At 40.7% G+C, this 12,091-nt stretch carries 22 protein-coding genes; all 22 read right to left on the bottom strand.

Annotated features, from left to right (window positions below):
* Positions 1-319: 319 nt before the first annotated feature.
* The 22 genes from FRX57_RS06290 to rplP all read right to left on the bottom strand — a co-directional run bounded on the left by FRX57_RS06290 (position 320) and on the right by rplP (position 12,089).
* Positions 320-1,582, bottom strand: a complete 1,263-nt coding sequence (locus tag FRX57_RS06290) for a glutamate-cysteine ligase family protein (protein ID WP_146567773.1) — start codon at positions 1,580-1,582, stop codon at positions 320-322.
* A 223-nt stretch (positions 1,583-1,805) separates the two neighbouring features.
* Positions 1,806-2,192, bottom strand: a complete 387-nt coding sequence (gene rplQ, locus FRX57_RS06285) for a 50S ribosomal protein L17 (protein WP_146567771.1) — start codon at positions 2,190-2,192, stop codon at positions 1,806-1,808.
* 14 nt (positions 2,193-2,206) lie between these two features.
* On the bottom strand, positions 2,207-3,148 hold the full coding sequence (locus FRX57_RS06280; RefSeq protein ID WP_146567769.1) for a DNA-directed RNA polymerase subunit alpha: 942 nt from the start codon (positions 3,146-3,148) through the stop codon (positions 2,207-2,209).
* A gap of 49 nt (positions 3,149-3,197) precedes the next feature.
* Positions 3,198-3,581: a 30S ribosomal protein S11 gene (rpsK, locus tag FRX57_RS06275; protein WP_002887520.1), complete on the bottom strand. Its 384-nt coding sequence runs from the start codon at positions 3,579-3,581 to the stop codon at positions 3,198-3,200.
* 17 nt (positions 3,582-3,598) lie between these two features.
* The gene (rpsM, locus tag FRX57_RS06270) at positions 3,599-3,964 is read right to left on the bottom strand and encodes a 30S ribosomal protein S13 (RefSeq protein ID WP_146567767.1); all 366 of its coding nucleotides are present in this window, start codon (positions 3,962-3,964) and stop codon (positions 3,599-3,601) included.
* A gap of 17 nt (positions 3,965-3,981) precedes the next feature.
* Positions 3,982-4,098 (bottom strand): 50S ribosomal protein L36, encoded by a 117-nt coding sequence (gene rpmJ / locus FRX57_RS06265; protein WP_146462016.1) that lies wholly within the window; start codon positions 4,096-4,098, stop codon positions 3,982-3,984.
* 24 nt (positions 4,099-4,122) lie between these two features.
* Complete coding sequence (gene infA / locus FRX57_RS06260) at positions 4,123-4,341, bottom strand: translation initiation factor IF-1 (RefSeq protein WP_146567765.1); 219 nt, start codon at positions 4,339-4,341, stop codon at positions 4,123-4,125.
* A 117-nt stretch (positions 4,342-4,458) separates the two neighbouring features.
* Complete coding sequence (locus tag FRX57_RS06255) at positions 4,459-5,115, bottom strand: adenylate kinase (protein WP_146567763.1); 657 nt, start codon at positions 5,113-5,115, stop codon at positions 4,459-4,461.
* Positions 5,116-5,256: 141 nt separating this feature from the next.
* Positions 5,257-6,564: a preprotein translocase subunit SecY gene (gene secY, locus FRX57_RS06250; RefSeq protein ID WP_146567761.1), complete on the bottom strand. Its 1,308-nt coding sequence runs from the start codon at positions 6,562-6,564 to the stop codon at positions 5,257-5,259.
* Positions 6,565-6,580: 16 nt separating this feature from the next.
* Positions 6,581-7,021, bottom strand: a complete 441-nt coding sequence (rplO, locus tag FRX57_RS06245; protein WP_146496575.1) for a 50S ribosomal protein L15 — start codon at positions 7,019-7,021, stop codon at positions 6,581-6,583.
* Between the two features lie 125 nt (positions 7,022-7,146).
* Positions 7,147-7,329 carry a 50S ribosomal protein L30 gene (rpmD, locus tag FRX57_RS06240; RefSeq protein ID WP_146567759.1) on the bottom strand — a complete coding sequence of 61 codons (183 nt, stop codon included), beginning with the start codon at positions 7,327-7,329 and terminating at the stop codon, positions 7,147-7,149.
* Between the two features lie 14 nt (positions 7,330-7,343).
* On the bottom strand, positions 7,344-7,838 hold the full coding sequence (gene rpsE, locus FRX57_RS06235) for a 30S ribosomal protein S5 (protein WP_146567758.1): 495 nt from the start codon (positions 7,836-7,838) through the stop codon (positions 7,344-7,346).
* Positions 7,839-7,856: 18 nt separating this feature from the next.
* Positions 7,857-8,213, bottom strand: a complete 357-nt coding sequence (gene rplR / locus FRX57_RS06230) for a 50S ribosomal protein L18 (RefSeq protein ID WP_146567757.1) — start codon at positions 8,211-8,213, stop codon at positions 7,857-7,859.
* A gap of 102 nt (positions 8,214-8,315) precedes the next feature.
* Positions 8,316-8,852 carry a 50S ribosomal protein L6 gene (rplF, locus tag FRX57_RS06225; protein WP_146567756.1) on the bottom strand — a complete coding sequence of 179 codons (537 nt, stop codon included), beginning with the start codon at positions 8,850-8,852 and terminating at the stop codon, positions 8,316-8,318.
* A 170-nt stretch (positions 8,853-9,022) separates the two neighbouring features.
* Positions 9,023-9,421, bottom strand: a complete 399-nt coding sequence (gene rpsH / locus FRX57_RS06220; protein ID WP_146567755.1) for a 30S ribosomal protein S8 — start codon at positions 9,419-9,421, stop codon at positions 9,023-9,025.
* Between the two features lie 206 nt (positions 9,422-9,627).
* Positions 9,628-9,813, bottom strand: a complete 186-nt coding sequence (locus FRX57_RS06215) for a type Z 30S ribosomal protein S14 (protein ID WP_001085697.1) — start codon at positions 9,811-9,813, stop codon at positions 9,628-9,630.
* Between the two features lie 17 nt (positions 9,814-9,830).
* Positions 9,831-10,373, bottom strand: coding sequence for a 50S ribosomal protein L5 (gene rplE / locus FRX57_RS06210; protein ID WP_146567753.1), 543 nt, complete (start codon positions 10,371-10,373; stop codon positions 9,831-9,833).
* A gap of 23 nt (positions 10,374-10,396) precedes the next feature.
* Positions 10,397-10,702: a 50S ribosomal protein L24 gene (rplX, locus tag FRX57_RS06205; RefSeq protein ID WP_146567751.1), complete on the bottom strand. Its 306-nt coding sequence runs from the start codon at positions 10,700-10,702 to the stop codon at positions 10,397-10,399.
* A gap of 77 nt (positions 10,703-10,779) precedes the next feature.
* Positions 10,780-11,148: a 50S ribosomal protein L14 gene (gene rplN, locus FRX57_RS06200; protein ID WP_146462041.1), complete on the bottom strand. Its 369-nt coding sequence runs from the start codon at positions 11,146-11,148 to the stop codon at positions 10,780-10,782.
* A gap of 24 nt (positions 11,149-11,172) precedes the next feature.
* Positions 11,173-11,433, bottom strand: a complete 261-nt coding sequence (rpsQ, locus tag FRX57_RS06195; RefSeq protein ID WP_146567749.1) for a 30S ribosomal protein S17 — start codon at positions 11,431-11,433, stop codon at positions 11,173-11,175.
* A gap of 26 nt (positions 11,434-11,459) precedes the next feature.
* A complete protein-coding gene (rpmC, locus tag FRX57_RS06190) occupies positions 11,460-11,666 on the bottom strand; it encodes a 50S ribosomal protein L29 (RefSeq protein ID WP_146462043.1) in 207 nt (68 codons plus the stop codon).
* A 9-nt stretch (positions 11,667-11,675) separates the two neighbouring features.
* Positions 11,676-12,089: a 50S ribosomal protein L16 gene (gene rplP / locus FRX57_RS06185; protein ID WP_146567747.1), complete on the bottom strand. Its 414-nt coding sequence runs from the start codon at positions 12,087-12,089 to the stop codon at positions 11,676-11,678.
* Positions 12,090-12,091: the final 2 nt, after the last annotated feature.

Genomic DNA, 12,091 nt, shown 5'->3' with positions numbered 1-12,091 from the left:
TTTCCATAACCCGCACTTGGTTCGTCTTATTCAGTTCTCAATGGTCCTATCCGCTCTCTCAAGCGACAACTATTATATTCTATCAAACCTACTTCCACTTGTCAATAACTTTTTACACTTTTTTTGAAAATTTTTATCAAGCTTTTAGGTCGATTAACTTAGTGACCTTTCCGTCAACTTTTTATATCTTATCATAGTTTATCTATTCTGTCTACTCCTTTGGCTAGTTTTTTGACGTTTTTTTTAAATTTTCCTTTCACCTTAAGAGAGGTTAGCTTTAACCTCTCGTTTTCATTATGACTGTTTCATAAGATTTAGTCTAGAGACAGCTAAGATAAACCTCTTCTCCGTGTCCTCGTTTCAACAAACCTTCCTTAGCACAGGCTAATAGAGCTTTACTTGCTTTTTCTAATTGGTCTTGTTGATTAGGGGTTAGCTGCGATTGTGTAATGGTTTTCCTTAAGCCATCCCATTCTAGCTCTAAAAATTCCGGAGATGAACATGTGGCTAATAGCTCGATAAATTTGTCCCAGTTACTCAACAAGCCTAAATGAAAAGCTGCAGGAGCAAAGGTCCTATCAAACGGTTGACAGCAGACACTCCTAAATTCTACCGTCCCTCGTGTGGTTAAGGTTTGATAATGATAACTTCGATGATAATCAAAATCAGTGGCCTGTGGTTGAATAAGCTTTCGATTCCCCATCAAATCAAAGGATTCGATCGTTTCCCTCTGTAAATAATCTTTCACTTGAATTGGCTCAAAATAATAATATTGTCCCTCGCGTAAGACATAAAAGAAACTTGATCGGCTCAAATATTCTAGAAATTCCTCTTCTGATGCAAAGGGTTTGGGGTAAAGACCAACATTTTCAGAAAAGAAACCGTGCATGGAGCGTTCCCAAAAGAAATCTCGGGCAATGCTAGTCTGCCAAGCCCCATCAGAAAAGTAAGAATTCGCAAATAAGTGGGCTTTAATCCCCTCAATTTGATTAAAGGCGTTGATAACTTCAAGATAGTTTGTTGGAGACACATCAAGTTGCACCTGGCTACCACAGATAAAGCCACCATAATCATTAAAGGAATGAAATTGTTTTTTAGGATAAGCATCAGCTAATTTTAAATAAGCCGTCAGCATCTGATAGTGGGCTGTTGCAATCGGGCGATTGTCGTTAACTTGCCACCCCGGATGTAGCCCTTCCCCCTGTAAAGCATGTTGCTGGGGAGCTAAAAATTCTTGAATAATCGTCAAATAAGTTTGAAAACGTCGTTCCACTTCTCCAACTGTCTTAGCCTTACCGAAGGCCATTTCTAAAATATTATAAGACACTTCAAAAAGCAGCTGATCTCCTGTCTGATGATCATAGAGTTGGATGGGGGTGCCGTCTTCATCACGTTTTAAAATGGTCACATTTAAGCGGTCAGACAGATAGGATAACAGTTTTTTAGCCAAGCTGATATCTGTTGCCCCACCCGCTAAATTCACAATGGGAAATTCTAATTCTATCCCAAGATAAAGTTCTGGCGTCTCTTTCATCTTGCTCAAGTAACGCTCTTTTAAGCACTCTATCGCCCGTCTATCCATAGGCCACCTCCGCACAGTATTTCCACCTATTATAACATATCTCACAGACAATACAAAAACGCCTGCTTACGACGACTTTCTAACCTTAGAAAACCTTCGTAAACAAGCGTTAAACTGTTCACCTCTTATGATGAGTGTTCCCGCTGGGAAAACCCAGCGGTAGACCAGAGCTAGACTAAGAGAATATTCTCCATCATCATAACACTCAACAAAATTGATGATATTATACTAATTCAATGATTGCCATTGGTGCTGCATCACCACGACGTGGTTCAGTTTTAAGGATACGAGTGTATCCACCGTTACGTTCAGCATAACGTGGTGCAATCTCTGAGAAAAGCTTTTGAAGTGCTGTTGTAGATGTATATTTATCAGTTGCTTCATCATAGTTTTCTGATGCAACTTCGTTACGTACAAAAGCAGCTGCTTGACGACGAGCGTGTAAGTCTCCACGTTTACCAAGAGTAATCATTTTTTCAACTGTTTTACGGATTTCTTTAGCACGAGCTTCAGTTGTCACGATTGATTCGTTAATCAAAAGATCCGTTGTCAAATCGCGAAGCATTGCTTTACGTTGAGAGCTAGTGCGTCCTAGTTTACGGTAAGCCATTATGTCCTCCTCTTTTATTTTTTATCATTTCTAAGGCTGAGTCCTAGTTCAGTCAATTTAATCTTGACTTCATCCAGGCTCTTACGGCCTAAGTTACGAACCTTCATCATTTCAGGTTCAGATTTTTCTGTCAAATCAAGCACAGTATTGATACCTGCTCGTTTTAAACAGTTGTATGAGCGAACAGATAAATCAAGCTCCTCAATTGTACGTTCAAGTACCTTATCATCATTGGTTTTCTCAGTCTCTTTCATGACATCAGCCGTTAGGGCTACTTCGGTCAGATTTGTAAAGAGATTCAAATGCTCCATCAAAACACGAGCTGATAAACCAAGTGCATCTTCGGGAATGATTGTTCCGTTTGTCATGATTTCAATTGTTAATTTATCAAAACCATCGTTGCTACCTACGCGCGCTGGCTCAACTTGATAATTAACTTTCTTAACTGGCGTATAGATAGAATCTACTGCCAAAGTACCAATCGGCGCATTATCCTTCTTATTTGCTTCAGCAGGAACATAACCGCGATCTGTTGAAACAGTCATACTAGCCTTGAAGCTAGCTCCTTCTGCAATGGTAAAAAGGTAATGATCTGGATTGACAATTTCAATATCACTATCTGTCAAGATATCACCAGCGGTAATTTCTGCTGGACCTTGTACATCTAGTTCAATCACTTTTTCGTCTTGGACGTAAGATTTTACAGCAAGCCCCTTAATGTTAAGGATAATTTGCATGACATCTTCACGTACCCCAGGTACAGTATCAAACTCATGCAAGACCCCGTCAATTTTAATCGATGTTATCGCAGCTCCTGGAAGAGACGACAACAAAACACGACGAAGAGAATTACCAAGAGTTGTCCCATAACCACGTTCTAAGGGTTCGATGACAAACTTGCCATAATCTTTATTTTCATCAATTTTTGTTATTATTGGTTTTTCAAACTCAATCATTTTTATGCTCCCTCGACAAACGAATCTTGTGTACTATTTTAGTTTATGATTACACACGACGACGTTTTGGAGGACGAGCACCATTATGTGGTACAGGAGTCACATCGCGGATTGCAGTCACTTCAAGACCTGCTGCTGCAAGAGCACGAATAGCTGACTCACGACCTGAACCAGGACCTTTTACAGTAACTTCAACTGTTTTCAAACCATGTTCTTGTGCAGATTTAGCTGCCGCTTCTGAAGCCATTTGAGCAGCAAATGGTGTTGATTTACGAGAACCTTTGAAACCAAGGGCACCAGCTGAAGACCATGCAACTGCATTACCATGCACATCTGTAATCATAACAATCGTGTTATTAAATGTAGCGTGAATATGTGCAATACCTGACTCGATATTCTTTTTCACACGACGTTTACGTGTTGGTTTAGCCAATTTTTTTACCTCCTATATTATTTTTTCTTACCTGCAATCGCAACAGCTTTACCTTTACGAGTGCGAGCATTGTTTTTAGTGTTTTGTCCACGGACAGGAAGTCCACGACGGTGACGGATTCCACGGTATGAACCGATTTCCATCAAACGTTTAATGTTCAAGGTTACTTCACGACGAAGGTCACCTTCAACTTTGATAGTGTCTACTTCACGACGGATAGCGTCTTCTTGATCAGGTGTCAAATCTTTAACACGAACATCTTCAGAAACACCAGCTGCTGCCAAGATTTTCTTAGATGTTGCAAGTCCGATACCATAGACGTAAGTCAATGAAATTACTACACGTTTATCGTTTGGAATATCAACTCCAGCAATACGAGCCATTTTTTCTCCTTTCTATTTTATCCTTGACGTTGTTTGTGTTTTGGATTTGTTGGACAAATTACCATAACACGACCGTGACGACGAATAACTTTGCAATATTCGCAAATTGGTTTAACCGATGGTCTTACCTTCATGTTTTAATCCCTCCAATTATTTCGTTATTTAAAGCGGTATGTGATGCGTCCACGTGTTAAATCGTATGGACTCAACTCAACAGTGACACGGTCTCCGACCAAAATACGAATGTAATTTTTACGGATTTTCCCTGATACTGTCGCTAAAATTTGATGTCCGTTTTCCAATTCAACTGTAAACATGGCATTTGGCATGGTTTCAACAACCTTACCTTCGATTTCAATCACATCTTCTTTTGCCACACAAAAGTCCCCCTTTAAATTTCGATTTGATGCCCTCTCGCTAGAGAGGTAACAATTATAGTCAGACTAGACTATTTTAGCATGTTTCTCTTAGATTTGCAAGTAGAAATAATCAATTTACTTGAGTGATTGGATGGCTTGAGCAATATCTGCAAAAACTGTCTCAATCTCTTGCTCACCCTGAATATCTGTCACCAAGTTCAAGCCACGATAATGAGCGATAATTGGCTCACCTTGGGCGATGTTGACATCTAGGCGATTTTTGACCGTTTCTGGTTTGTCATCTTCACGTTGGTAAAAGTCATCCGCTCCGCAATTATCACAAGTATTTTCCACCTTTGTTGGGTTGAACAGTTTGTGATAGGTCGCCCCACAAGCACGACACATGTAACGGCCGCTCAAACGGTCAACCAAGATAGCTGGATTAACTTCAATGTTAACAACGCCGTCCAAGGTCAAACCTAGCTCTGACAAGGTCTTGTCCAAGGCATGTGCCTGATCAATGGTCCGTGGATAGCCATCTAGCAAGAAACCTTTTTCCTTGATGTCGTCTTGAGCCAAACGTTCCTTGACAATGCCGTTGGTCACTTCATCTGGCACCAGATTACCTGCGTCAATATATGACTTAGCTAAAAGCCCCATCTCTGTTTGATTAGCCATTGCCGCACGGAACATGTCGCCTGTTGAGATATGGATAAGGCCAAATTGTTCAACGATTTTAGCCGCCTGTGTTCCCTTTCCAGCACCTGGCAAGCCCATGATTAAAAGATTCATGTTCATCTCCTTATTTTGTTTTCAAATAAATCTGCCACCACTGACAAACTTATTAAAAAACAAAATAGAAGGGACTGTCAGCCGAAACGACAACAATCCCAACCTTAGATAGACAACTATCTTATTTTGTTTTTGTCATTTTTATTTTGTTGTATTTGTATTCATAAAGCCAACATATTTACGTTTCAAAAGGTAACCTTCTAGCTGTTTCATACCATCAATCCCTGTTGAAATCAAGATCAACAAACTCGTTCCTCCAAGAGCCACTGCCGATGAAAGGCCAAAAAGTTGTTGAGCTAAAATTGGAGTCAAGGAAATGAAGGCTAGGAACAAGGCACCAATTGTCGCCAATCGCTTCAGCAGAGCTGACATGTACTTCTCTGTTTCACGACCTGGACGAACACCGATAATATAGGCTGAACTCTTTTGCAAGTTCTCTGCCGTTTTTTCAGGATTAACCTGAACAAAGGTATAGAAGAAAGAAAAGAGAATGATTAAAACCGCATAAACGACCATTCCAACTGGTGTTCTAAAATCAAACAACATTTGAAGAGTGTTTAACCACGGTTTGTTAGCCCCACCCAAGAAAGGTAAAATCGTACTTGGAATACTTGTGATAGAGCTTGCAAAGATAACCGGAATCACTCCTGCTGGATTGACTTTCAAGGGGAGATAGGAGTTAGATGACGCCCCTTGGGCCAGTTTAGTATACTGAATCGGAATCTTGTACTCTGCTTGTTGGATAAAGGTGGTAAAAAAGACAACCAACAACACCGCAACAACAAGAATGGCAACGTAAATAAAGGAATTTCCAATATCTGTCGAGCGAACATTGACAAAGTAATCTTCGTAAATGTTACTAATAGCAGCTGGAAGAGAGGAAACGATACCCGAAAAAATAATCATTGAGACACCGTTACCATATCCCTTATCCGAAATCAATTCACCCAGCCAGGTCACCACAACACTACCAGCTGTCAGGATACAACCAATCAACGCATAGGTCTGGATATTGGGTGTTTTAACCAAGGCAGCACCTGATAGGCTATTAAAACCGGCTGTAATACCAACTGATTGGATAAAGGCCAAGACAAGAGAGATATAACGGGTCGCTTGATTTAACTTACGACGGCCAACCTCTCCTTGCTTGCCCCATTCCACAAATTTAGGCAGAATATCCATTTGTAGGAGTTGGACAACGATAGAAGCTGTGATATAAGGGCTAACCCCCATTGAAAAAACTGAAAAGTTTTTCATGGCATTACCACTGACCAAATTGAACATGTTCAAGAATGGTAAATCACTCAACTGAGCCAAACTCTGAGCATTGATGCCAGGGACTGTAATATGAGTTCCTAGACGAAATACAAAAATAATAAAAATGGTGAATAGAATTTTTTTACGGAGGTTTTTAATCCGTAAAGCATCCTTGAGTAACTTAAAGAACATAAGTCGTCCTCCTCAATTAGATGACTTCTACTGAACCACCTTTAGCAGTGATTGCTGCTTCAGCAGATTTTGAGAATTTAGCTGCCTTAACAGTCAATTTCTTAGTCAACTCACCGTTACCAAGAATTTTCACGCCTGATTTCTCAGCACGAACAATACCTGCTTCTTTAAGGACAACAGGTGTTACTTCTGTACCATCTTCAAAGACATTCAATTGATCAAGGTTGACAAGAGCGTACTCTTTAGCATTTACGTTAGTAAATCCACGTTTTGGAAGACGACGGAACAATGGTGTTTGTCCACCCTCAAAACCTAGACGAACGCCGCCACCGCTACGAGCTTTTTGACCTTTTTGACCACGTCCAGAAGTTTTACCGTTACCTGATGACGTTCCACGACCAACACGGTTACGAGTTTTACGAGAACCTTCTGCAGGTTTAAGTTCATGAAGTTTCATTTAATTTTCTCCTTTAATATCTGCTAGCGCTGATAGACTGGGGAAGGAACCCCAACTACCAACTCGCTTATTGTTTGCAAGATAAGGCTGAGCCTTTTATCTCAACCTAATCTTTTTATTATTGCTTAGTTTACTTCTTCCACAGTAACCAAGTGAGATACTGTGTTAATCATACCACGAATAGCTGAGTTGTCTTCCTTAACGACTGAGCTGTTCAATTTACCAAGTCCAAGAGCAACAACTGTTTTACGTTGTGCAGGGATACGACCGATTGGAGACTTAGTCAAAGTAATTTTAATTTGAGCCATGTTAATCTCCTTTCTTATGCCAAGTCAGAAACTGAGATGCCACGAAGAGCAGCAACTTCTTCTGCACGTTTCAATTGTTTCAATCCTTCAACAGTCGCACGAACGATGTTGATTGGTGTGTTTGAGCCAAGTGATTTTGAAGTAATATCAGCAATACCTGCCAATTCCACAACGGCACGAACAGCACCACCTGCGGCTACTCCAGCCCCTTCGACAGCTGGTTTCATCAAGACACGAGCACCACCAAATTCTGAGTGTACTTCGTGAGGAATTGTTGTACCAACCATTGGAACTTCAATCAAGTTTTTCTTAGCATCGTCAACTGCTTTACGAATAGCTTCTGGTACTTCCTGAGCTTTACCAGTACCGAAACCAACACGACCATTGCGATCACCAACAACTACAAGGGCTGCAAAGCGAAGACGACGTCCACCTTTAACAACCTTAGTAACGCGGTTAATCCCAACTACGCGTTCTTCAAGTTCAACTGCATTATCTTTAAATGCCATTATTAAGTGTCCTCCCTATTAGAATTTCAATCCGTTTTCACGAGCTGCATCAGCCAAAGCTTTAACACGTCCGTGATAGAGATATCCACCGCGGTCAAACACCACTTCAGAAATACCTTTAGCTACTGCACGTTCAGCGACAAGTTTGCCGACAACAACGGCTTGTTCAGTTTTAGTTCCTTTTGAAACTTCTTTGTCAAGAGTTGATGCACTTGCGAGCGTTACACCCGCTACGTCATCAATTACTTGAGCGTAGATGCCTGTATTAGAACGGAAAACGTTCAAACGTGGGCGATCAGCAGTTCCAGAAAGTTTGCCACGAACGCGTTTGTGACGTTTTTGGCGGATTTTATTTTTATCTGGTTTCGAAATCACAATTTTCACCTCTTAAATATTTTTTGCCCTTAGGCAAAGTTTAACTGTCCATAGCAACCTCCCCCCAAGCCCATAAAAACTTGGTAGAAAACAACTAAGGGATTATTTACCTGTCTTACCTTCTTTACGGCGAACAAATTCACCAACGTAGCGAATACCTTTACCTTTATATGGCTCTGGTGAACGAAGGCTACGAACGTAAGCAGCAGTTTGACCAACAACTTCCTTGTTAATACCAAGAACGTTGATTGTTGTTGGCGTTGGCACTTCAAAAGTCACACCTTCTGGAGCAACAACTTCATCTTGGTGAGATTTACCAACTGAAAGTACCAATTTGTTTCCTTGAAGTTGAGCACGGTAACCGACACCACGCATTTCAAGTTCTTTTTTGAATCCTTCAGAAACACCAACCACCATGTTGTTCAAGTTTGCACGAGACGTTCCATGGATAGTTTTCATTTCTTTAGAATCATTTGGACGATGAAGGGTTACTTCTGTACCTTCAACTTTGATTTCAATGTTTTTGTTAAACTCACGAGTGAGTTCACCTTTAGGTCCTTTAACAGTAACCACATTGTCCTTGTTGCTGATTTCAACACCAGTAGGCAATGTAATCACCTTATTACCAATACGTGACATATTAAATTTTTCTCCTGTTAAATTATCAAGCCGACTAGCGACTAGTTTTCACGGGGCTGATAAGGTTCGGTTTCAAGAGCAAAGCCAATCAATGCAGGGCTGACGCAGACAGTATCAGGGTACGGCAAATCAGCCTAAAGCAGAGTGGCAAAGCTCTTGAAAGCGAAAGATTACCAAACGTAAGCGATAACCTCTCCACCAACGTTCTTTTGACGAGCTTCTTTGTCTGTCAAAAGACCTTCTGATGTAGAGACGATTGCAATTCCAAGTCCGTTAAGAACTTTTGGAAGATCTTCATGCTTAGCGTAAACGCGAAGACCTGGTTTTGAAACACGTTTCAAGTTTGTGATGACACGTTCACCGTTTTGACCGTATTTCAAGAAGACACGGATGATGCCTTGTTTGTCGTCTTCAACGATTTCAATGTTTTTTACAAAACCTTCACGTTTAAGGATTTCAGCAATCCCTTTTTTGATGTTTGATGCAGGCACTTCTAGCACTTCGTGTTTTGCTTGGTTAGCGTTACGAATACGTGTTAGAAAATCTGCAATTGGGTCTGTCATAACCATGATTTAATTTCTCCTATACTAGTAGTTTGACGTTTTCACTTGCTAGTTTATAATGCCCGAAGGGCGGATACGTTCTTTCTGGTTTGTTTACCAAATTGAACTCGGACTAGGAACTGTGCAAAAAAGACAAATCTTCCTAGAAGGCAAGCGTTCTTTGTCAGATTTTCTATTTTTGCTTAGTTCCTTACGTCCTTAGTATCATATTCTTACCAAGACGCTTTTGTAACGCCTGGGATTTGACCTTTGTATGCTAATTCACGGAAGCAAACACGGCAAAGTTTGAATTTGCGATAAACTGAGTGTGGACGACCACATTTTTCGCAACGAGTGTAAGCTTGCGTAGAGAACTTCGCTGGGCGTTTGTTCTTAGCAATCATTGATTTTTTAGCCATTATATTTACCTCCTATGTTATTTTGCAAAAGGCATACCAAGGCCTTTAAGCAATTCGCGTGACTCTTCGTCAGTATTTGCAGTTGTAACGATAACAATATCCAAACCACGAACTTTATCAACATCATCAAAGTTGATTTCTGGGAAGATGAGTTGCTCTTTAACACCTAGAGTGTAGTTACCACGTCCATCAAATGATTTGTTTGGCACACCGTGGAAGTCACGGACACGTGGCAATGATACTGATACCAATTTGTCCAAGAACTCATACATACGCTCACCACGAAGGGTAACCTTAGCACCGATGGCAACACCTTCACGAAGACGGAAGCCGGCGATTGATTTCTTAGCTTTGGTGATCAATGGTTTTTGACCTGAGATAAGTGCCAATTCAGCAGCAGCTTTTTCAAGGTTTTTAGCATTTGATACAGCGTCACCAACACCCATGTTAAGAACGATTTTCTCAACTTTTGGCACAGCCATTACAGAAGCGTAGTTAAATTTCTCTGTCAAAGCAGGAACAACTTCTTTAGTGTATTTTTCTTTTAAGCGATTAGCCATTATACTTCTCCTTTCCTTCGTGATTAGTCAAGCACTTCGCCTGATTTTTTGTTGTAACGAACTTTTTTGCCGTCAACAAACTTGTAACCAACACGACCTGCTACACCATTTTTGTCCAAGACTTGAACGTTTGATGCGTGGATCGCAGCTTCTTGTTCCACGATAGCACCTTGAGGGTTTTCGCTGTTTGGTTTTTGGTGTTTCTTCACAAGAGCTACACCTTCAACCACAACTTTGTTTACTTTTGGAAGTGCTTTAAGAACTACAGCTTCTACGCCTTTGTCCTTACCAGCAATTACGCGAACCTTGTCGCCTTTTTTTACAAACATGATTTTCTCCTGATATTTTCTTACGCCCTAAGGGCACCCTGCCTAAATAGACAGGGGACTGAGTTTGTGTTTATTGATTAAAGTACTTCTGGTGCCAGTGATACAATCTTCATGTAACCACCGTCACGCAATTCACGTGCAACTGGGCCAAAGATACGTGTACCACGAGGGTTTTTATCCTCACGGATAATCACTGCAGCATTGTCATCAAATTTGATGTATGAACCGTCAGGACGACGAGCACCTGTTTTTGTGCGAACAATAACAGCTTTGACAACATCACCTTTTTTAACCGCACCACCTGGTGTTGCTTGTTTTACTGAAGCAACGATAACATCGCCGATGTTAGCAAACTTACGTCCTGAACCACCAAGAACTTTGATGGTCAAGATTTCACGAGCACCGCTATTATCAGCAACTTTTAAGCGAGTTTCTTGTTGAATCATCTCAATTGTCTCCTTTTAGTTTTATTAGATAATAACAGCTTCTTCTACTACATCTACAAGACGGAAGCGTTTTGTAGCTGAAAGTGGACGAGTTTCCATGATACGTACGATATCGCCTTCTTTAGCGACATTGTTCTCATCATGTGCTTTGTATTTTTTAGAGTAGTTGATACGTTTACCATAGACTGGGTGGTTACGTTTTGTTTCGACTACAACTGTGATGGTTTTATCCATTTTGTCAGATACAACACGTCCAACAAGGGTTTTACGTTGATTACGTTCCATTATTAGAATACTCCTTTCCCAATCTATTATTTCATTTCTGATTGCACAGTTTTCACGCGTGCAATTTGCTTTTTAACTTCGTCCAAACGAGCAGTCTTATCAAGTTGGCCTGCAGCAGCTTGGAAACGAAGGTCAAACAATTCTTTTTTGAGTTCGTTTTCTTTTTTAGCAAGCTCTTCTTGAGACAAGCCACGAAGCTCTTTAACAAAATCTTTAATTTCTTTAAGTTTCATGTCTTCTCCTTATTCTGCTTCACGTTTTACGAATTTGCATTTTACTGGCAATTTGTGGCTAGCCAAACGAAGTGCTTCACGAGCGATTTCTTCAGAAACGCCTGCAACTTCAAACATCACTTTACCACGTTTAACTGGTGCAACCCAACCTTCAGGTGCCCCTTTACCAGATCCCATACGTACCCCGATAGCTTTAGCGGTGTATGATTTGTGTGGGAAGATTTTAATCCAAACTTTACCACCACGTTTCATGTAACGCGTCATAGCGATACGGGCAGCTTCGATTTGGCGGTTGGTAATCCATGAACTAGTTGTTGCTTGAAGACCAAATTCTCCAAAGTCAACTTGTTTACCACCTTTAGCTTCACCACGCATTTTTCCACGGAACTCACGGCGGTGTTTAACACGTTTAGGTACTAACATTT

The sequence above is a fragment of the Streptococcus cuniculipharyngis genome, assembly GCF_007859195.1.
In the GTDB taxonomy this organism is placed as follows: Bacteria; Bacillota; Bacilli; order Lactobacillales; family Streptococcaceae; genus Streptococcus; species Streptococcus cuniculipharyngis.
Note: the sequence above shows the minus strand (reverse complement) of the source record. Positions and strands in the feature narration are given on the sequence as shown.